This is a genomic window from Streptomyces sp. NPDC001093 (assembly GCF_040298985.1).
Classification (GTDB): Bacteria; Actinomycetota; Actinomycetes; order Streptomycetales; family Streptomycetaceae; genus Streptomyces.
On sequence record NZ_JBEPBF010000080.1, the window covers coordinates 1 to 18,499 of the forward strand.

Consider the following 18,499-nt stretch of genomic DNA (forward strand, 5'->3'; position numbering starts at 1 on the left):
AGGTCGGCGTGCTCTGCCTCGCCCCCGAGGAAGGCCTCGGCGTGCGCGACGAGGAGATGCGCGCCAAGCACCTCGACGCCATCAACCGCTTCCGGAACGTCTGAGAGCCATAGATGACAGAGCGTCAGAAGGACCGTCCGTGGCTCATGCGGACGTACGCCGGCCACTCGACGGCGGAGGCGTCCAACGAGCTGTACCGGCGCAACCTCGCCAAGGGCCAGACCGGTCTGTCGGTGGCGTTCGACCTGCCGACGCAGACCGGCTACGACCCCGACCACATCCTCGCCCGCGGCGAGGTCGGCCGGGTGGGCGTGCCCGTGGCCCATCTGGGCGACATGCGCCGGCTGTTCCAGGACATCCCCCTGGAGCAGATGAACACCTCGATGACGATCAACGCCACCGCCATGTGGCTGCTGGCGCTCTACCAGGTCGTCGCCGAGGAGCAGGGCGCGGACATCACCAAGCTCCAGGGCACGACCCAGAACGACATCGTCAAGGAGTACCTGTCCCGGGGCACTCATGTGTTCCCGCCGGGGCCGTCGCTCCGGCTGACGACGGACATGATCGCGTACACGGTCTCCCACATCCCGAAGTGGAACCCGATCAACATCTGCAGCTACCACCTGCAGGAGGCCGGGGCCACGCCGGTGCAGGAGATCGCGTACGCGATGTCCACCGCGATCGCCGTCCTCGACGCCGTCCGCGACTCCGGCCAGGTGCCGCAGGAGCGCATGGGTGACGTGGTCGCCCGCATCTCCTTCTTCGTGAACGCGGGCGTCCGCTTCATCGAGGAGATGTGCAAGATGCGCGCGTTCGGCCGCATCTGGGACGAGGTCACGCGCGAGCGGTACGGCATCGAGGACCCCAAGCAGCGCCGCTTCCGCTACGGCGTCCAGGTCAACTCCCTCGGCCTGACCGAGGCTCAGCCGGAGAACAACGTCCAGCGGATCGTGCTGGAGATGCTGGCCGTGACGCTGTCCAAGGACGCACGCGCGCGTGCCGTGCAGCTGCCCGCCTGGAACGAGGCCCTCGGTCTGCCCCGGCCGTGGGACCAGCAGTGGAGCCTGCGCATCCAGCAGGTGCTCGCCTACGAGAGCGACCTGCTGGAGTACGAGGACATCTTCGAGGGCTCGAAGGTGATCGAGGCGAAGGTGGACCAGCTGGTCGCGGACGCCCTCGCGGAGATCGACCGCATCCAGGAGATGGGCGGCGCGATGGCCGCCGTGGAGTCCGGCTACCTGAAGTCCCAGCTGGTCTCCTCGCACGCCGAACGCCGGGCCCGGATCGAGTCCGGCGAGGAGAAGATCATCGGCGTCAACGCCTTCGAGGGCACCGAGCCGAACCCGCTGACGGCCGACCTGGACACCGCGATCATGACGGTCGACCCGGCGGTCGAGGCCCGGGTCATCGCCTCGCTGCAGAACTGGCGCGACACTCGTTACCAGCCGCCCTTCAACCACCCGCGGCCCTGCAAGGCCCTGGAGCGGCTGAAGGAGGCCGCCAAGGGCACCCAGAACCTGATGGAGGCCACGCTGGAGTGCGCCCGCGCCGGGGTCACGACCGGCGAGTGGGCCGGCGCCCTGCGTGAGGTGTTCGGCGAGTACCGGGCGCCCACCGGGGTCTCCTCCGCGCCGGTGGCCGTCACCGCCGAGCCGGGCTCCGCGCTCGCCGAGGTGCGCGCCAAGGTGGACGCCACCGCCCGTGAGCTGGGCGTGGGCAAGCTGCGGTTCCTGGTCGGCAAGCCGGGCCTGGACGGGCACTCCAACGGCGCCGAGCAGATCGCCGTACGCGCGCGTGACGCCGGCTTCGAGGTGGTCTACCAGGGCATCCGGCTGACGCCCGAGCAGATCGTGGACGCCGCCCTCGCCGAGGACGTCCACGCGGTCGGCCTGTCGATCCTGTCCGGCTCGCACGCCCAGCTGGTGCCGGACGTGCTCCAACGGCTGCGTGTGGCCGGTGCCACAGATATACCGGTGATCGCCGGTGGCATCATCCCGAATGGTGACGCCGAGCAGCTCAGGGCCGCCGGAGTGGCTGCCGTCTTCACCCCGAAGGACTTCGACATCACCGGAATCATCGGCCGAATCGTCGACGAGATCCGGAAAGCGAACAAGCTCGACCCTCTGGAGGTCCCCGCATGACGACCGTCAACCGCCTTCGCCCGCGGCGCTCCTGCCTGGCCGTACCGGGCAGCAACCCGCGCTTCCTGGAGAAGGCGCAGGGCCTCCCGGCGGACCAGGTCTTCCTGGACCTGGAGGACGCCTGCGCGCCGCTCGCCAAGCCCGAGGCGCGGCACACCATCGTCAAGTTCCTCAACGAGGGCGACTGGACGGGCAAGACGCGCGTCGTACGCGTCAACGACTGGACGACCGAGTGGACGTACCGCGATGTCGTCACGGTCGTCGAGGGCGCGGGCCCGAACCTGGACTGCATCATGCTGCCGAAGGTGCAGAACGCCCAGCAGGTCGTCGCGCTGGACCTGCTGCTGACCCAGATCGAGAAGACGATGGGCTTCGAGGTCGGCCGGATCGGCATCGAGGCGCAGATCGAGAACGCGCAGGGCCTGAACAACGTCAACGAGATCGCGCAGGCCTCCCCGCGCGTCGAGACGATCATCTTCGGCCCGGCCGACTTCATGGCCTCCATCAACATGAAGTCCCTCGTCGTGGGCGAGCAGCCGCCCGGCTACCCGGCGGACGCCTACCACTACATCCTGATGAAGATCCTGATGGCCGCCCGCGCCAACAACCTCCAGGCGATCGACGGCCCCTACCTGCAGATCCGCAACATCGACGGCTACCGCGCGGTCGCCCAGCGCGCCGCCGCGCTCGGCTTCGACGGCAAGTGGGTGCTGCACCCGGGCCAGGTCGAGGCGTCCAACGAGATCTTCTCGCCCTCCCAGGAGGACTACGACCACGCCGAGCTCATCCTGGACGCGTACGACTACTACACGTCCGAGGCGGGCGGCAAGAAGGGCTCCGCGATGCTCGGCGACGAGATGATCGACGAGGCCAGCCGCAAGATGGCCCTGGTCATCTCCGGCAAGGGCCGGGCCGCCGGCATGCAGCGCACCAGCAAGTTCGAGATCCCCGCCGGCTAAGGAGCCCTGAGCACGATGCAGTTCGGACGCACCTACGAGGAGTTCGAGGTCGGGGCGACGTACAAGCACTGGCCGGGCAAGACGGTCACGGAGTACGACGACCACCTGTTCTGTCTCCTCACCATGAACCACCACCCGCTCCACATGGACACCAACTATGCGGAGAAGACGACGGACTTCGGCAAGAACGTCGTCGTCGGGAACTACATCTACTCGCTGCTGCTCGGCATGTCCGTGCCGGACATCTCCGGCAAGGCGATCGCCAACCTGGAGATCGAGTCGCTCAAGCACGTGGCGCCGACCTTCCACGGCGACACGATCTACGGCGAGACGACCGTGCTCGACAAGTGGCCGTCGAAGTCGAAGAACGACCGCGGCATCGTCTACGTCGAGACCAAGGGCTACAAGCAGGACGGCACGCTCGTCTGCGTCTTCCGCCGCAAGGTGATGGTGCCGACCGAGACGTACATCAAGGAGCGCGGCGGCGAGCAGCCGGGCCGCCCGGAGCTGAAGCAGCAGGAGAAGTAATGGCCCGTCTCGCCCAGACCGCCGGTCTGACCGACGTCCAGCAGGAGATCCTCTCCACCGTCCGGGACTTTGTCGACAAGGAGATCATTCCTGTCGCGACCGAGCTGGAGCACCGCGACGAGTACCCGCAGCAGATCGTGGACGGCCTGAAGGAACTCGGCCTGTTCGGTCTGATGATCCCCGAGGAGTACGGGGGTCTGGGCGAGTCGCTCCTGACCTACGCGCTGTGCGTGGAGGAGATCGCCCGCGGCTGGATGTCGGTGTCCGGCATCATCAACACCCACTTCATCGTCGCGTACATGCTCAAGCAGCACGGCACGCAGGAGCAGAAGGACCACTTCCTGCCGAGGATGGCGGCCGGCGACATCCGGGGCGCCTTCTCGATGTCGGAGCCGGGCCTGGGCTCCGATGTGTCGGCGATCACCTCGAAGGCGGTCAAGGACGGCGACGAGTACGTCCTGAACGGCCAGAAGATGTGGCTGACGAACGGCGGCACGTCCTCGCTCGTGGCCGTCCTGGTCCGCAGTGACGAAGGACACCCCGAGGGCACGGCGCCGCACAAGTCGATGACCACCTTCCTGATCGAGAAGGAGCCGGGCTTCGGCGAGGTCCGACCGGGTCTGACCATCCCCGGCAAGATCGAGAAGATGGGCTACAAGGGCGTCGACACCACCGAGTTGATCATGGACGGCCTGCGGCTGCCCGCCGATCGGGTGCTCGGCGGCGTCACCGGCCGAGGTTTTTACCAAATGATGGACGGCGTCGAGGTCGGCCGGGTCAACGTGGCGGCGCGTGGCTGCGGCGTCGCCCAGCGCGCCTTCGAGCTCGGCGTCCAGTACGCCCAGCAGCGGCACACCTTCGGCAAGCCGATCGCCCAGCACCAGGCCATCCAGTTCAAGCTGGCGGAGATGGCGACCAAGGTCGAGGCCGCGCATGCGATGATGGTCAACGCCGCGCGCAAAAAGGACTCGGGAGAGCGAAACGATCTCGAGGCGGGCATGGCGAAGTACCTGGCCTCCGAGTACTGCAAGGAGGTCGTGGAGGACGCCTTCCGGATCCACGGCGGCTACGGCTTCTCCAAGGAGTACGAGATCGAGCGCCTCTACCGGGAGGCCCCGATGCTGCTCATCGGTGAAGGTACCGCCGAGATCCAGAAAATGATCATCGGCCGCAGGCTGCTCGAAGAGTATCGGTTCCAGGGCTGATTGTCCTGATACGGGGTGTTTTCTTCGAGAAGAAGATCACACCCCGTAGATGTTCTTCGGCCGTCGACTCGGCAGCCTGGCTTGCCCAGTTGTAGCCCGCGACCGGTACGATCCCGGGAAAGCCGCCGTCCCCCGTCTTGCGCGGCATCATCCGCTACGAAGGTCATCCATGCCCCACAGCCAAACCTCTGCACCTCGCGACAGCCGAGCCGGCGTACGCCTCGCGCGCGGAGCATCGCCGTGGCTTCTCCCGACCGTCGCCACCGCAGCCCTCAGCCTGGCCCGCGCCCGTCGCTCCGGCGCGGCCAAGGCCGTGGCCGTGCCCGCCACCGCGCTCGCCGCGGGCATGCTGTGGTTCTTCCGCGACCCCGAGCGCGAGATCGGCTCCGGCCGGGTGATCTCGCCCGCCGACGGCGTGGTGCAGAGCATCATGCCGTGGAAGGACGGACGCACCCGCGTCGCGATCTTCATGAGCCCGCTGAACGTCCACGTCAACCGCGCGCCCCTCGCGGGCACGGTGACGTCCGTCGAGCACATCCCCGGCGGCTTTGTTCCGGCTTTCAACAAGGAGAGCGAGAACAACGAGCGCGTAGTCTGGCATTTCGACACCGAACTCGGCGACATCGAGATGATCCAGATCGCCGGCGCGGTCGCCCGCCGCATCGTGCCCTACATCCCCGCGGGCACGAAGGTCGAGCAGGGCGACCGTATCGGTCTGATCCGCTTCGGCTCGCGTGTCGACCTCTACCTGCCCGAGGGCGTGGAGGTCGCGGTCGAGGTCGGACAGAAGACCGTGGCTGGGGTGACTCGCATTGACCGTGATTGATCCGGAGACCCAGGCGGGCTGGGTGCCCGAGGCCGACGAAGTGGACGAAGAGGAGGAGATGCCCCTCTCTCTCCGTCTGTCGATAGCGGACACCCTCACCCTGGGCAACGCCACGTGCGGGTTCATGGCGGTGTACTTCACGACCACCGGCATCCTGATCCCGCACCTGACGGGGAACGACGCGTCCGCGGGCATGGCCCGGCACAGCGCCGCCACGGCCGTCATCCTGATGCTCTGCGCGGCCGTCTTCGACCTGTTCGACGGACTGGTGGCCCGCAAGCTGCGCTCCTCCCCCATGGGCGCCGAGCTGGACAACCTCTCCGACCTGATCAGCTTCGGGCTCGCGCCCGCGTACTTCGTCCTCGTCTACGGCATGGTCGCGGACGACGCGCACCAGAGAATGGCGGCGCTCGGGGCAATCGTGGTGCTCCTGGCCGTCGTACTGCGTCTGGCGCGCTTCTCCTGCGTGACCATGAAGGACGGCATGTTCCAGGGCATGCCCAGCCCGTTCGGCGCGCTGACGGTCGTCTCCATCGTGCTGCTGGAGCTGCCCTTCGTGGCGACGCTGCTGGCGATCCTGGGTACGGCGTGGCTGATGGTGAGCCGGGTGGAGTACCCGAAGCCCAGGGGGCGCCTGGCCGGGGCCATGCTGGCCTGGATCGTGCTGTCGATGGGCCTGCTGGCGGCCTGGGCCTTCGACGCGCCCAGCGGGCAGCTGCTGCTGCAGACGGGATGTGCGCTGCAGCTGGTCATGGGCGCGGTGATTCCGCTGTTCGCCACGGCTCGGCGGGTGAACAACTTCCGCGACAACCGCCGGGAGGCGCGGGCGGCGCAGTTGCCGTAGCGGCGCTTGTACGAGGGGCCCCGGACCGTTGGCTGGTCCGGGGCCCTTTCGCTTGTGTGGGCGACCTGGGGGCTCCGCCCCCAGGGACCTCAGCCCAGGTAGTCCTCGGCGATGCGCACGGCGACCCCCTCCAGAATCGGCCCGGCATCCGCGATGCACCTGGCCACGTCCGGCTCGACGGAGGTCAACGGGTACGCCCTCTCGATCCCCGCCCGCAGCAACGCCTCCGGCGACAGAGCGAGCCGACCGCACACCGCCACCACGGTCCTCCCCGCGGAGCGAGCCGCCGCGGCCACCCCCGCCGGCGCCTTCCCGTGCAGCGTCTGCTCGTCCAGCGACCCCTCACCGGTGATCACCAGCGAGGCCCGCTCCAGCGCGGGCGCGAAGCCCAGCACGTCCAGCATGACCTCGATACCGGCCCGGAAACGGGCGCCCAGCAGCAGCGCGCCATAGCCGATGCCGCCCGCCGCTCCCGCGCCCGGCGACGCCGCGTACTCCGCAGCGCGCGGCCCCACCTCGGCCTCCAGCACCTTGGCGAAGTGGGCGAGGGCCGCGTCCAGGGTCTCCACGTCCTCCGGCGAGGCGCCCTTCTGCGGGCCGTACACCGCCGGCGCGCCCTTCGGCCCGGTCAGCGGATTGTCGACGTCGCTGGCCAGCACCAGCTCCACCGAGGACAGGCGCGGGTCCAGGCCGGACAGGTCGGTGCGGGCGAGCTCCGCCAGCCCGCCGCCGCCCGGCGCCACCGGCTCGCCGCTCTCGTCCAGGAAGCGCGCGCCCAGCGCGGACAGCATGCCCGCGCCGCCGTCCGTCGTGGCGCTGCCGCCGACGCCGAACACGATCGTCCGGGCGCCCGCGTCCAGCGCGGCCCGCAGCAGCTCGCCGGAGCCGTACGTGGAGGCCGTCAGGGGCGCGAAGACCCCGGCCGGCAGGCGCTGGAGGCCGCTCGCCTCCGCCATCTCCACCACCGCGGTCTCCCCGCGCAGCGCGAACGCGGCGGTCACCTCCTGGCCCAGCGGCCCGGCGACCCGTACCTCCCGGCGCTCGAAACCGGCCGCGACCGCCGCGTCCACGGTCCCGTCGCCGCCGTCGGCAACGGGCAGCGCCTCGACGTGAACACCCGGCACGACCCGGCGCAGCCCGGCCGTCACCCGCTCGGCGACCTGCACGGCCGTCAGCGAGCCCTTGAACTTGTCCGCGGCGATGAGCACCCGACGGGTCTCGTTCACTGCAGCGTCCGCCACCTTGCTTTCCCCTTGCTCTCCGGGCCCCGCGCACGTCGGGGCCAGTCGCGCCGCTGCGACCTTAACCGCAGGAGACCCCCCTCGTCATGCCCCGACCGAAGGCTGGGCAGCGGCTGGGAAGACCCTGGGGAAAACGGGTAGACCCCAGCCATGACCAGCCCGCGCCCGCAGCCCGCCGGCCTCCCCGCCCTCGCCGACCGCATCCACGGCGGCTGGCTCGGCCGGATCGCGGGCAACATGCTCGGCAAGCCGGTGGAGCAGGGCGAGGTGTGGACCCGCGAGCGCATCGACCGCTACCTCCGCAAGGCCGAGGCGCTGCCGCTCACCGACTACCTGCCCGAGCCCGCCGACCCGGACGAGACCGCCGTACTGCGCCCGGAGTGGCGGGACTGCGTGCGCGGCCGGATCCACGGCAGTGTGCGCGACGACGACGTCGACTACGCGATCCTCGGCCTGCACCTGCTGGAGACGTACGGCTTCGGCTTCAGCACCGAGCAGGTCGGCGAGCTGTGGCTGCTGCGGCTGCCGTATCTGCAGACCTTCACCGCGGAACGGGCGGCCTACCGCAATCTCGCGAACGGGCTGAAACCACCGCTGACGGCGACGTACGACAACCCGTACCAGGAGTGGATCGGCGCGCTGATCCGCGCCGACGTCCACGGCTGGACCCGCCCCGGCGACCCGGCCGGCGCCGCCGGCCTGGCCCGGCGGGACGCGGTGCTGTCGCACACCGGCAACGGCGTGTACGGCGCCATGTGGGCGGCGGCGCTGATCGCGGCGGCCTTCACCGCCCCCGCCGTGCGGGACGCACTCGACACGGCACTCGGCGTGATCCCGGCGAGCAGCCGGCTCGCCCGTACCGTACGGCGGGTCATGACCCTGCACGAGACGCGGCTGCCCTGGGAGGAGACCCTGGCCACGCTGGCCGCGGAGACCGCCGGACTCGGCTGGATCCACACCGTCCCGAACGCCGCCGTCCTCACCGCCGGACTGCTGTACGGCGAGGGCGACTTCACCCGGACCATCGCCCTGACCGTGCGCGGCGGCCTGGACACCGACTCCAACGGGGCCACGGCCGGCTCGGTGGCCGGGGTGCTCACCGGCGCGGCCGCGATCCCGGCCCAGTGGAAGGACCCGCTGCAGGACACGGTACGGAGCGCGGTGTTCGGCTTCGACGGCGTACGGATCAGTGCGCTGGCCGAACGCACCCTGCGCCTGGCGACGGCCGGCCCGTAGCCGCCCGGCGCCTGGTTACCCTTCCCCAATGACCACGACTCCTGACTTCGCCGCGTACATCGCGAGCCTGCCCCGAGTCCTCGCCGGCGCGGCCGCGCTCTTCCGGGACGCCGAGGGGCGCGTGCTGCTGGTAGAGCCCAACTACCGCGAGGGCTGGGCGCTTCCGGGCGGCACGATCGAGTCGGACGACGGGGAGACCCCGCGCCAGGGCGCGCGCCGCGAGACGCTGGAGGAGATCGGCCTCGACCGGGAGCCGGGCCGGCTGCTGGCGGTGGACTGGGTGCACGGCGCGGGCCGGCCCCCGCTGGTGGCGTACCTGTACGACGGCGGTGTCCTGACGGAGGCCGACCTGAAGGCGATCCGCCTCCAGGAGGAGGAGCTGCTGTCCTGGCGCCTGGTACCGCGCGAGGAGATCACCGACCACCTCCCCGGTGCCCTCGGCCGCCGGGTCCTGACCGCCCTGGACATCCTCGCGGACGGCTCCGGCACCGCGGAACTGGAGAACGGCCACCGCGTGGCCTGACCGGCCCGGACCCCTGAGCAGAGCATGGACAGAAGCAACCTCGCGCCATGACCGATGACTTGGTACAGCACCCCGGTCCTGCCGCACGGCTTCACCCAGGGCAGAACGCCGTTGCCTTCCCCCCGCGCCCCGGATCCCTAGGCTGAAGGGGTGAGCACTCATGCGCCGAACGAAGCCCGCGTCATCCCGCTGCGCCCGCACACCTCGCCGCCCGGTTCCGGTGGGGCGACCCGCGCCCCGCAACGACCGGAGGGAGCCCCACCGACACCCGCGCCGAGGGAACCCCTGTGGCGCGACCTCGTCGGCGATGTGCTGCGGCGCGAGCGACTCGCCCAGGAGCGCACGCTGAAGGACGTCGCGGAGGCGGCCCGGATCTCGATGCCGTACCTGTCGGAGCTGGAGCGCGGACGCAAGGAGGCCTCCTCCGAGGTACTGGCGGCCGCCGCCCGCGCCCTCGGGCTCGGCCTCGCCGACCTGCTCTCGCTCACCCAGGACGAGCTGGCCCGGTACACCCGGAGCCGGGTGGGCCCGGGCCGCACGTCGCCCACGGCGCGGTACGACGGCCTCTGCCTCGCGGCCTGACCGGACCGGCGGCCGGTACGACGGGGCACACCACCGCCGTACCGGCCGGCTCGCCCGCTTCGGCCACGGTCGAAGGCCCGGGTCAGACGAACGCGAGCCGTCGGCTCAGCACCTCGTCGGCGAGCCCGTAGGCGACGGCCTCCTCGGCGGTGAGCACCTTGTCCCGGTCCATGTCCGCGCGCAGCGTCGCCACGTCGTGATGTGTGTGCCGGGACAGGACCTCCTCCACCTGCGAGCGGATACGGACCATCTCCTTGGCCGCGAGGCTGAGGTCGGAGACCGTCCCCTGCCGGCCGCCGCTGGCCGGCTGGCCGAGCAGCACCCGCGCGTGCTGGAGCACGAACCGTCGCCCGGGATCTCCGCCGGCCAGCAGCACCGCCGCCGTCGACGCCGCCTGACCGACGCAGAACGTGGAGATGGGCGCCTGCACGAACGTCATCGTGTCGTAGATCGCCATCAGCGAAGTGAACGATCCACCGGGCGAGTTGAGATAGATCGAGATCTCGTGCTCCGGGTTCGCCGACTCCAGATGCAGGAGTTGCGCGATGACCACATTGGCGACCCCGTCGTCGATCTCGGTCCCGAGGAAGATGATCCGCTCGTTCAGCAACCGGCTGAAGACGTCGTAGGACCGCTCACCCTGCGCGGTCCGCTCGATGACGTAAGGAACCGTGTACGACCCCATGTCACAACCCCATCCGTCGGCGCGACGTGGCCGGGCGGATGTCGGTGAGCGACTCCACCACCCGGTCCACGATCCCGTACTCCCTGGCCTGCTCGGCCGTGAACCAGCGGTCCCGGTCGCCGTCCCGCGCGATCGTCTCCTCGCTCTGCCCGGTGTGCTCGGCGGTGATCCGCTCGATGGCCTGCTTGGTGAACTGGAGGTTCTCCGCCTGGATCTCGATGTCCGCGGCGGTGCCACCGATGCCCGCGGACGGCTGGTGCATCATGATCCGCGCGTTCGGCAGCGCGAACCGCTTGCCGGGCGCCCCCACGGTGAGCAGGAACTGGCCCATGCTGGCGGCGAACCCCATCGCCAGCGTCGAGACGTCGTTCGGGATGAGCCGCATGGTGTCGTAGATGGCGAGACCCGCGGTGACCGACCCGCCGGGGCTGTTGATGTACAGGCTGATGTCGGTGCGCGGGTCCTCCGCCGACAGCAGCAGGAGCTGCGCGCACACCCGGTTGGCCGACACGTCGTCGACCTGTGTGCCGAGCAGGACGATCCGCTGGGCGAGCAGTTGTGCCGCGAGATGGTCGTCGAAGCGGCTGGGCGGTGTGTCGCCCTCCTCCGCGCGGGGCGGGAGTGTGGTGAGTGGAGTCATCTGGTCTCCTTGTCGAGGCGGGGATGCCGTCGACTCCACTGTTGGCCTCGGGAGACCCCGGGATGCGGTTTCTCTGCCCGCCGCAGATTCGCCACGGGCAGAGACGAGGGCGCAGCCGTGCCCCGATATCCGCTCGCTCCGAGCAGGCAAGCGTCCTACGCTCGCCCCATGAACAGGCCACTCGTCGCCATCCTCAGCGGCGCAGGGATCTCCACCGAGCAGAGCATGGGCAGAAGTAACCTCGCGCCATGACCCAAGACTTAGTTCAGCGGGCGCACTGGGGCGACCTGGACGGGCAGAACTGGGCGGTGCTGGTTCGGCTGTCCCTGGAACCGGACGCCGACGAACTGCCCTCCTCGGCTCCGAGCGCAACGCCGTCGGTCGGCTCGTCCGAAGACGGCCCGAAGTGGCGTCCGGCGACGGGCAGGGACATCAAGAGCCGCGAGGAACGGGAGAAGGACGGCCGCCGGTTCGTCGAGAGTCGCGGGGGCCGGCATGTCTACACGTACGAGGAACCCGACACATCGGCGTGGAAGCGCAAGCGCGTACGGCAACCTGATGGCACGGTCGCCTATCGAGTGATCCGGCCGGTGTTCGAAGGGGCGTTGGAGGACCTCAAGCGCGGCACAACACCGGACGGTCAACGCCTGGACGGTCTCATCGTCTACGACATCGACCGTCTGACGCGCGACAACCGCCACCTCGAAGACGCCATCGAAGTGGTGGAGAACTTCCGCCGCCCGATCATCGACATCACCGGCACCCTTGATCTCCTCACGGACAACGGCCGGACAGTCGCACGCCTGCTCGTTACCGTGGCCAACAAATCGAGCGCCGACACGGCCCGGCGCGTCCGGCGCAAGCACCGCGCCCTGCAGCAAGCAGGGATCCCCACAGGGAGCACCCGGCCCCTTCGGCTACAAGGACGACAGGCGCACGCTCGAACCCAAGGAAGCAGCCGCGCTCCGCAAAGCCGTCGAGCGTGTTCTCACGGGGGCCTCCCCGCGAACGATCGCGGCCGACTGGAACAAGCACGACGGTGCTGGGCAACCGGTGGAGCAAGGAGGAAGCAGGTTCTCCGCCAGGCCCACACACCCCCCGTGCGTCGGGTGTGCCGGGAAATCCGGAGTGGGCACGAGAGCGCGCGGTCGGTGGAACGGCTTTGGGGTGACGCTGCTTTGGCGCGAGTGATCATGGCCCCGTAAGCTTCCGGCGCGTCGGGCAGTCTGTGGACCTGCCCGGTGAAGCACGACGTTTGGGCCATGATCTTCGAGGCTCGCGCCAAAGTGGCTGGCTAAAGTCGCGGAGCCGACCGCCCCAGCCACGACGTACTCCTTCTCCTCCATCACCCGATCGAGTGCCTCGCTCACGTCAGTGCTCGTGACCACTCGAAGCGGGCGATTGACCTGCGTTCTTGACCGTCAGCGGCAGCAACTCCTTGCCGGTCGGGCCTACTTGTACCCAAGTATCCATCTGCCGGCAGGTAGCTTCCCACATCCGCACCTTTGCCGAGCCGACGGTGGTCGCCCACCTCCTGTCGCCGCCTGCATCGCTCCCTCGGCCGGCGTTCCTCGGCTCGCCTCACACACAGTCGAGGACGCGTGGCCCCTCGTGTCCACGCAGAGCTCGACCTTGCTCAGGGACACATACCGACGGTTAGCCCCCGCGAAGGCCCCAGCGCAGTGACTGGTGACCGCGCCGACCCCGCCCCCGTCACGAGCGGCTATCCACGCGGGCGGCGGAGTCTCAATGACCAGGTCAAGCCTGTGGGGCGCCGTTCATCGGTTGAGAACGGCGCCACGTGCAGGCGTAGCGCGACGCTGCCCCTCGATGCGAACTATGGGCGGGGGCGGTCGCTGAAGTCTGCCCGGCTGATCAGACGTTCGCTCGTGGGTGGGGTTGGTCGGCTGCGGTTGCGGCGATTGCTGTACTTCGCTGATGTACGCCACACCCCAGCGGCAGGCCCGGCCGTCGACCGCCGGCGCGGGGCGCCCTCCACGTCCGTCACACGCGGGTGGTGTGTTGGTCCAGGATGGCCCGAAGCCGGTCGAGGTCCTCGGCCTCATGCACGCCCCGCTTGGGCAGGACTTCGAGCCACATGATGTTGGGGTCACGGCTGAGCAGGACGAAGTGGTCCGTCGTCTCCCGGTAGCCCTGGTAGACGGACCACTTCTGGACCAGCGTGCTGTGGTCGCTGCGGCAGGTGATCCCGGCCGCAGACACGGTGGCGCGGTACTCACCTTGCCATCCGATGATCCGCTGTATGTAGGCGACGTGCAGCCGTGGGTAGCCCCACATCCACAGGACGACGAACAAGAGCAGACCGGTCGAGATCACGTCGATAGTGATCAGCCAGAACCCTATCCCCAACGCGAGGAGCACGCCCCGCAGCACCAGCTTGGTCCGCTTGACCCGGTCGCGGACCCGCAGGCCGACCCGTGTGTCGGCAGGCTGCGGCCGGTACACCAGCTGGACCGCGGACTGTTGGTCCACGACATCGTCAGAGGTTTCCGCGCTGCTGTCGCTACCTTCGGTCCTGCCGCCCTTGGCCATGATCCCTCCCCGGTACGAAGATCGCGGGATCCTATCGAACCTCAGTACTGGACTACTGGAAGAGCCTCTACTCGCGATCCAACTGCAGCCTCGAAAACCGTCGTGGCAGCGATGTCACCGTGGATTCAAATCCCACCGCCTCCGCGCGATGAGCAGTGAGAACGGCCCCTGACCTGAGTGTTTGGTCAGGGGCCACTCTCTTGTCCGGCTACCGTTACTGCCCGGTGTTCCCCGTGGTTTCCCGCTCTCTCGGGCACGCGAGGGGCACGTACCCGGTGCGCAGGAGGAGTGCCACGACGGGCTCGCTCGCTTTGCGTTTGTCGCCCGTACTGGGTCGCATCACCGGACGAAGTGTCGGTGAGAGCGCCGGGACCAGCGCACACCGAATAGGACCAGGTCTGCCACGAAGACCACGATGCCGATGATCAGGAGGTAGGACAGCCCCGCCGCCACCGTGCCGATGATTCCCAGGACGATGGCCACGAGGATCAGGAACAGGAAAAGCGCCATGGTGAGCACATCCTCAAGCCTCCGCTGTGACCAGCGATTTGGTCAGGCTTCGGCGCTCTTGCGATGGAGGCCGGTCAGCGGCGTGCGAGGCGGCGCCCCTTACCGCGCTCGTAAGGCCTCTCGTAGTGTTTGAAGACCTCTTCTTCCCGCTCGACCGGCAGGACGTCATCCATGCCTATGGACGGCGCCTTCCTCACCAGCCCTCTCCCGTGCGCCACCTTCACGTAGCCGGGGCCCAGCGTTGCTTCGTCGAGGGGCACGAAGACCAGTCGGTGTCGAGTCGGCAGGCCGGTACGGACGGTGGCCATGGTCGGCGCGTCGGTGGTGGTGTCCACGTAGACCGCTTCCAGGGCTCCGATCTTGTGTCCCTTGGGATCGATCACGTCCCGGTTGCGCCACTCGCGGATATCGGCTGAATGGATCATGCCCTGCTCCTTGCGGCCCGCGCCTCCCGCAGGCACTGCATCCGATCGGAGAGGTGACTGCGCGAGGTTTACACCTTTTCATCGTACTCTGACCGCTGGTGCATGCTGTCGAGAACGCCTGATCGCAGGCCGTCGCCTCCCGGCCAACCCACCACTCACCCCAGCTCCCATCCCGTTCGCCGTCGACCCACACACCGTGGAGCAGGCGTGGCTCATGGCGTCCAGGTGGAGCGCGCCACTGTACGAACGACTGTGAGGATTCACCGCGGCGCTGCTCGGCAGGCCTGACCCACCGAACATTGACGCTTCGAGCTGAGGCGGGCCAGGAAGGCGGTCAGATCATCCAGGTCGGCGGCCGCATGCCCCATGTCCGCCTCCTTTGCCAGCGCCGGGAATACCAGGGCGCAGGGCGCGAAAGACGTCGTAGTCCCTTACGGCTTCAACCGATAGTTTTTCTTCGTTATCCAGAACGACTACTACACGTTTCATGGGATACAGGTAGAAGCGCTCTTCGTTTATCCCTGGCCGACCCGCATAAACCTTTCGCACTGCCTCTTGCCGATCGTAACGAATACAAATCTGCAAGCCTCAGGGTTTTCGCGGGAGCACAGTAAGAACCCGGACAACGTGATCCCGGAATTCCTCCATGAAATCTCGGAGGAAGCGTTCCGTATGCTCGTCGACGACTTCACCGTTACTGGTGAAAACATCGGGCTTGAATCTGACATAGGCCTCCGGTGCATTCATTTGCGGCGAGTCGCAGAAGCTTAGGACACCGCGCAGACTCTGCTGGGCGAGGGCAGTGCCGAGGGCACCCGGCGACGCTCCGATCACAGCGGAGGGCTTGTGCGCGAATGAGTTGCTCCCCCAGGGGCGACTGGCCCAGTCGATGGCGTTTTTGAGGGCACCCGGAATCGATCGGTTGTACTCAGGGGTCACAAATAGGAGGGCGTCTGCGGAGGCGATGGCATCCTTGAGCGCCTTACCCTCGGCAGGGTAGTCGCTGTCGTAGTCGTAACTATAGAGGGGAAGATCCTTGATCGGAATCTCAAAGAATTCCAAATCAGCCGGGGCCAGCCGGATCAGAGCCTTCGAGAGCGTCCGATTGATGGAGTGAGTCGCCAGACTTCCCACGAAGTAGCCGACCCGGTACGTCGTCATCTGTTCCTCGATTCAATGCGCGTATTACGCTCTTTCGTATCGCCCGCTCGGACGGGCAGGGAGTTGTGCAAGGAACGAAACCACGGTCGGGAGTGGAGCGCGTGCTGACAGGTCCGTCCAGGTGACTGCGTGCGTCCACCGTGGCCCGCCCGCGTTCTTCGGCGCCGGCACAGTGGGCGTCGAGAACCACAGCCGTGCAACCCGCGCGGGCGCCGCGAGGCGGTCGATTGCTGCTGTGCTGCGGATCAGAGGCGAACCGGCCGGAAGCTCATCAGCTCGTGCGAGTCGGTTCCCCGAGGTGGGTGAGTGCGGCTGTGACGAGGGCCTGGACGCCGGTGTCCAGTGTGGGCTGCAGGACCGGTGCGAAGCGGGGGCTGTGGTTGACGGAGATGTCCTGGGCCACGGTGCCGCGTTGCCGGGCGGCCTGGTAGGCGTCCGGATCCACACAGCCCAGGGCCCAGTAGGTGTACGGGGCGCCGAAGGCGTCCGGGATCCGACTGAAGTCCTCGCTAGCGCTCTGCAGCTCGACAGTGACCGCGCGCTCTCCGAACATCGCGGCGAAAGCGGCGGAGACCTCGCGGGTCACCACGTCGTCGTTGACAGTCGGCGGAAAGCGGGTGCCCTCCTCGATCTGCGGCGCGCGAATCGCCCCGGAGGCGTCACACTCGGCATGGACGATGCGCCGCACGGCTGCCAGGACGGCCCGCCGGGTCTCGTCGTCGTACGTGCGCACGTTCACCAGCAGTTCGGCCGACTCCGGAATCACGTTGCCGCTCGAGCCCGCCTGGACGGAGCCCACCGTGACCACGACCGGCTGGGTGGCGGCCAGCTCGCGCGAGACAATGGTCTGGAGCCGGACGACGATCATCGAGGCGATCACCACGGGGTCGATGGCGGCCTGGGGTGCCGAGCCGTGAGCGCCCCGGCCATGGACAGTGATCTTCACATTGTCCGCCGCGGAGAGAAAGGACCCGGCGCGCGTGCCGACCTGCCCAGCCGGATAGGGAAGCACATGCTGGGCGAAGGCGACGTCCGGGCGAGGAACACGGTCGGTCAGCCCGTCGGCGAGCATCCGGTCAGCACCGTCCCCCGGCTCCTCGGCAGGCTGGAACAAGGCCACCAGCGTGCCCTGCCACGCCCCCGTCGCGGCGGCCATGAGCCGCGCAGCCCCCAACAGGCAGGTGACGTGCATGTCGTGACCGCAGGCATGCGCCACGGGCACCCGGCGGCCGGAAGCGTCCGTGGCTTCGGCTGTGCTGGCGTAGGTCAGACCGGTCTCCTCAAGGACCGGCAGAGCGTCCATGTCGGCCCGCAGCAAAACGGTCGGGCCCTCTCCGTTGGCCAGCACACCGATCACACCGGTGCCGCCGATCCCCTTGTGCACCTGGTAGCCACAGTTTCTCAGGCGTTCCGCCACCTGGGTCGCGGTGCGGTGCTCCTGGTGTCCCAGCTCGGGGTGGGCGTGCAGGTCCTTGTAGACCTTTTCAAGCTCGGAGCGGATGTCACCGAGCCCGGCCAGGACAGCATCCGCGGTGTCCTTGGGCGTCATGGCTGTGTACTCCTTCCTCCCTATCGGTGGGTGATCGCAGCGCCCGTTCATGTCAGGGATCCCGGTCCTTGGTCGACCCCGGCCGCCAGTCGCGGCTGCCCGGCAGCTTCCAGCCCCAGTGGAATGCGGCCAGCCGCAGCGAGATGCCAACCGTGATTCCGGCCAGTACGCCTACGGTGGATGCGCCGAACCGGCTGCAGACCACCATCACCGCGCTCACCACGATCGCGACGGTCGCGTACAACGGCGTGCCGCCGAAGACGGAAGGGGTCCGCGCGAGCAGCAGGTCCCGGATCGCCCCGCCGCCGACCGCTGTGATGGTGCCCAGGAGCACGGCCGGCAGCCAGCCCAGGCCGACAGCGAGCGTCTTCTGCGCCCCGGCGACCGCCCAGACGCTCAGCGCCGAGGCATCCAGGAGGTTGAAGGCCCAACCGGACGTGTGGCGGCTCAGATCGGCTACGAAAGCCAGCAGGGTGCCGGCAGTGGCGACCGTGAGATAGGTGTAGTCGGTCAAGGCCACGGGCGTGCCGTGCTGCAACAGGGTGTCGCGGAGGATTCCACCGCCCAGGCCGGAGACGATGCCGATGACCAGGAAGCCGAACAGATCCAGACGACTGGCCCGGGCCAGCACCCCGCCGAGCGTGCCGTTGGCGAACACCCCGCTCAGGTCCAGCGCCCGGGTCAGCTCGGTCACGCTCTCAGGCGACAACGACCGGGCCACAGACACCAGCGTCTCCCTTCACACTTCCGCCATCGAAGCAGCCAAAGGCGCTACGTGCCCGCCGGGCATGGCATGCGAGGCAGCTTCTCCAACCACTGGCCAGCCGGACTGCGACTGTGGCGTCCGCTCACAGGTCAGGTGCCGTATGGGTGAGGAGATCGACTGAGCAG

The 18,499-nt window shown here is 68.6% G+C and carries 19 protein-coding genes; 10 read left to right on the forward strand and 9 right to left on the reverse strand.

Annotated elements, in window-relative coordinates:
- Positions 1 to 113: 113 nt before the first annotated feature.
- From ABT288_RS31480 to pssA, 6 genes are all read left to right on the forward strand, one after another.
- Positions 114 to 2,141 carry an ethylmalonyl-CoA mutase gene (locus tag ABT288_RS31480; RefSeq protein WP_351614905.1) on the forward strand — a complete coding sequence of 676 codons (2,028 nt, stop codon included), beginning with the start codon at positions 114 to 116 and terminating at the stop codon, positions 2,139 to 2,141.
- On the forward strand, positions 2,138 to 3,100 hold the full coding sequence (locus ABT288_RS31485) for an HpcH/HpaI aldolase/citrate lyase family protein (RefSeq protein ID WP_351614908.1): 963 nt from the start codon (positions 2,138 to 2,140) through the stop codon (positions 3,098 to 3,100). The genes ABT288_RS31480 and ABT288_RS31485 overlap by 4 nt, the downstream gene beginning before the upstream one ends.
- Positions 3,101 to 3,115: 15 nt before the next feature.
- Positions 3,116 to 3,628 carry a MaoC family dehydratase gene (locus tag ABT288_RS31490; RefSeq protein WP_019757884.1) on the forward strand — a complete coding sequence of 171 codons (513 nt, stop codon included), beginning with the start codon at positions 3,116 to 3,118 and terminating at the stop codon, positions 3,626 to 3,628.
- The gene (locus ABT288_RS31495; RefSeq protein ID WP_031168227.1) at positions 3,628 to 4,833 is read left to right on the forward strand and encodes an acyl-CoA dehydrogenase family protein; all 1,206 of its coding nucleotides are present in this window, start codon (positions 3,628 to 3,630) and stop codon (positions 4,831 to 4,833) included. Before ABT288_RS31490 ends, ABT288_RS31495 begins: the two co-directional genes overlap by 1 nt.
- A 169-nt stretch (positions 4,834 to 5,002) precedes the next feature.
- The gene (locus ABT288_RS31500) at positions 5,003 to 5,659 is read left to right on the forward strand and encodes a phosphatidylserine decarboxylase (protein WP_228620641.1); all 657 of its coding nucleotides are present in this window, start codon (positions 5,003 to 5,005) and stop codon (positions 5,657 to 5,659) included.
- Positions 5,660 to 5,681: 22 nt separating this feature from the next.
- Positions 5,682 to 6,503: a CDP-diacylglycerol--serine O-phosphatidyltransferase gene (gene pssA, locus ABT288_RS31505; protein ID WP_351615004.1), complete on the forward strand. Its 822-nt coding sequence runs from the start codon at positions 5,682 to 5,684 to the stop codon at positions 6,501 to 6,503.
- Positions 6,504 to 6,592: 89 nt separating this feature from the next.
- On the opposite strand, the gene ABT288_RS31510 is transcribed toward pssA, so the two are convergent.
- Positions 6,593 to 7,711, reverse strand: coding sequence for a glycerate kinase (locus tag ABT288_RS31510; RefSeq protein ID WP_351615007.1), 1,119 nt, complete (start codon positions 7,709 to 7,711; stop codon positions 6,593 to 6,595).
- Between the two features lie 183 nt (positions 7,712 to 7,894).
- Here ABT288_RS31510 and ABT288_RS31515 point away from each other — a divergent pair, with 183 nt between their 5' ends.
- The 3 genes from ABT288_RS31515 (at position 7,895) to ABT288_RS31525 (ending at position 10,085) form a co-directional block, all read left to right on the forward strand.
- On the forward strand, positions 7,895 to 8,980 hold the full coding sequence (locus tag ABT288_RS31515; protein ID WP_351614911.1) for an ADP-ribosylglycohydrolase family protein: 1,086 nt from the start codon (positions 7,895 to 7,897) through the stop codon (positions 8,978 to 8,980).
- Between the two features lie 28 nt (positions 8,981 to 9,008).
- Positions 9,009 to 9,503, forward strand: a complete 495-nt coding sequence (locus ABT288_RS31520) for an NUDIX domain-containing protein (protein WP_351614914.1) — start codon at positions 9,009 to 9,011, stop codon at positions 9,501 to 9,503.
- 150 nt (positions 9,504 to 9,653) lie between these two features.
- Complete coding sequence (locus ABT288_RS31525; protein WP_351614917.1) at positions 9,654 to 10,085, forward strand: helix-turn-helix domain-containing protein; 432 nt, start codon at positions 9,654 to 9,656, stop codon at positions 10,083 to 10,085.
- A gap of 82 nt (positions 10,086 to 10,167) precedes the next feature.
- Here the strand turns inward: ABT288_RS31525 and ABT288_RS31530 are convergent, their stop codons facing one another.
- Positions 10,168 to 10,770 carry a ClpP family protease gene (locus ABT288_RS31530; RefSeq protein WP_351614920.1) on the reverse strand — a complete coding sequence of 201 codons (603 nt, stop codon included), beginning with the start codon at positions 10,768 to 10,770 and terminating at the stop codon, positions 10,168 to 10,170.
- Position 10,771: 1 nt separating this feature from the next.
- On the reverse strand, positions 10,772 to 11,410 hold the full coding sequence (locus ABT288_RS31535) for an ATP-dependent Clp protease proteolytic subunit (RefSeq protein WP_351614923.1): 639 nt from the start codon (positions 11,408 to 11,410) through the stop codon (positions 10,772 to 10,774).
- 248 nt (positions 11,411 to 11,658) lie between these two features.
- Between ABT288_RS31535 and ABT288_RS31540 the strand changes: the two genes are divergently transcribed.
- Positions 11,659 to 12,615, forward strand: a complete 957-nt coding sequence (locus ABT288_RS31540; RefSeq protein ID WP_351614926.1) for a recombinase family protein — start codon at positions 11,659 to 11,661, stop codon at positions 12,613 to 12,615.
- A 799-nt stretch (positions 12,616 to 13,414) separates the two neighbouring features.
- On the opposite strand, the gene ABT288_RS31545 is transcribed toward ABT288_RS31540, so the two are convergent.
- The 6 genes from ABT288_RS31545 to ABT288_RS31570 form a co-directional block, all read right to left on the reverse strand.
- Positions 13,415 to 13,903 (reverse strand): YcxB family protein, encoded by a 489-nt coding sequence (locus tag ABT288_RS31545; protein WP_351614932.1) that lies wholly within the window; start codon positions 13,901 to 13,903, stop codon positions 13,415 to 13,417.
- A gap of 399 nt (positions 13,904 to 14,302) precedes the next feature.
- A complete protein-coding gene (locus ABT288_RS31550) occupies positions 14,303 to 14,473 on the reverse strand; it encodes a hypothetical protein (protein WP_351614935.1) in 171 nt (56 codons plus the stop codon).
- Between the two features lie 74 nt (positions 14,474 to 14,547).
- Positions 14,548 to 14,898 carry a PRC-barrel domain-containing protein gene (locus ABT288_RS31555; protein ID WP_351614938.1) on the reverse strand — a complete coding sequence of 117 codons (351 nt, stop codon included), beginning with the start codon at positions 14,896 to 14,898 and terminating at the stop codon, positions 14,548 to 14,550.
- A gap of 588 nt (positions 14,899 to 15,486) precedes the next feature.
- Complete coding sequence (locus tag ABT288_RS31560; RefSeq protein ID WP_055703566.1) at positions 15,487 to 16,059, reverse strand: NADPH-dependent FMN reductase; 573 nt, start codon at positions 16,057 to 16,059, stop codon at positions 15,487 to 15,489.
- Between the two features lie 271 nt (positions 16,060 to 16,330).
- Positions 16,331 to 17,608: an amidohydrolase gene (locus ABT288_RS31565; protein WP_351614941.1), complete on the reverse strand. Its 1,278-nt coding sequence runs from the start codon at positions 17,606 to 17,608 to the stop codon at positions 16,331 to 16,333.
- 52 nt (positions 17,609 to 17,660) lie between these two features.
- Positions 17,661 to 18,302: a trimeric intracellular cation channel family protein gene (locus tag ABT288_RS31570; protein ID WP_351614943.1), complete on the reverse strand. Its 642-nt coding sequence runs from the start codon at positions 18,300 to 18,302 to the stop codon at positions 17,661 to 17,663.
- Positions 18,303 to 18,499: the final 197 nt, after the last annotated feature.

Coding starts and splice junctions, on each gene's coding strand:
- ABT288_RS31530 (WP_351614920.1), bottom strand. CDS start 10,770: ATGGGGTCGTACACGGTTCCTTACGTCATCGAGCGGACCGCGCAGGGT.
- ABT288_RS31565 (WP_351614941.1), bottom strand. CDS start 17,608: ATGACGCCCAAGGACACCGCGGATGCTGTCCTGGCCGGGCTCGGTGAC.
- ABT288_RS31520 (WP_351614914.1), top strand. CDS start 9,009: ATGACCACGACTCCTGACTTCGCCGCGTACATCGCGAGCCTGCCCCGA.
- ABT288_RS31550 (WP_351614935.1), bottom strand. CDS start 14,473: ATGGCGCTTTTCCTGTTCCTGATCCTCGTGGCCATCGTCCTGGGAATC.
- ABT288_RS31480 (WP_351614905.1), top strand. CDS start 114: ATGACAGAGCGTCAGAAGGACCGTCCGTGGCTCATGCGGACGTACGCC.
- ABT288_RS31500 (WP_228620641.1), top strand. CDS start 5,003: ATGCCCCACAGCCAAACCTCTGCACCTCGCGACAGCCGAGCCGGCGTA.
- ABT288_RS31495 (WP_031168227.1), top strand. CDS start 3,628: ATGGCCCGTCTCGCCCAGACCGCCGGTCTGACCGACGTCCAGCAGGAG.
- ABT288_RS31560 (WP_055703566.1), bottom strand. CDS start 16,059: ATGACGACGTACCGGGTCGGCTACTTCGTGGGAAGTCTGGCGACTCAC.
- ABT288_RS31490 (WP_019757884.1), top strand. CDS start 3,116: ATGCAGTTCGGACGCACCTACGAGGAGTTCGAGGTCGGGGCGACGTAC.
- ABT288_RS31485 (WP_351614908.1), top strand. CDS start 2,138: ATGACGACCGTCAACCGCCTTCGCCCGCGGCGCTCCTGCCTGGCCGTA.
- ABT288_RS31535 (WP_351614923.1), bottom strand. CDS start 11,410: ATGACTCCACTCACCACACTCCCGCCCCGCGCGGAGGAGGGCGACACA.
- ABT288_RS31540 (WP_351614926.1), top strand. CDS start 11,659: ATGACCCAAGACTTAGTTCAGCGGGCGCACTGGGGCGACCTGGACGGG.
- ABT288_RS31515 (WP_351614911.1), top strand. CDS start 7,895: ATGACCAGCCCGCGCCCGCAGCCCGCCGGCCTCCCCGCCCTCGCCGAC.
- ABT288_RS31555 (WP_351614938.1), bottom strand. CDS start 14,898: ATGATCCATTCAGCCGATATCCGCGAGTGGCGCAACCGGGACGTGATC.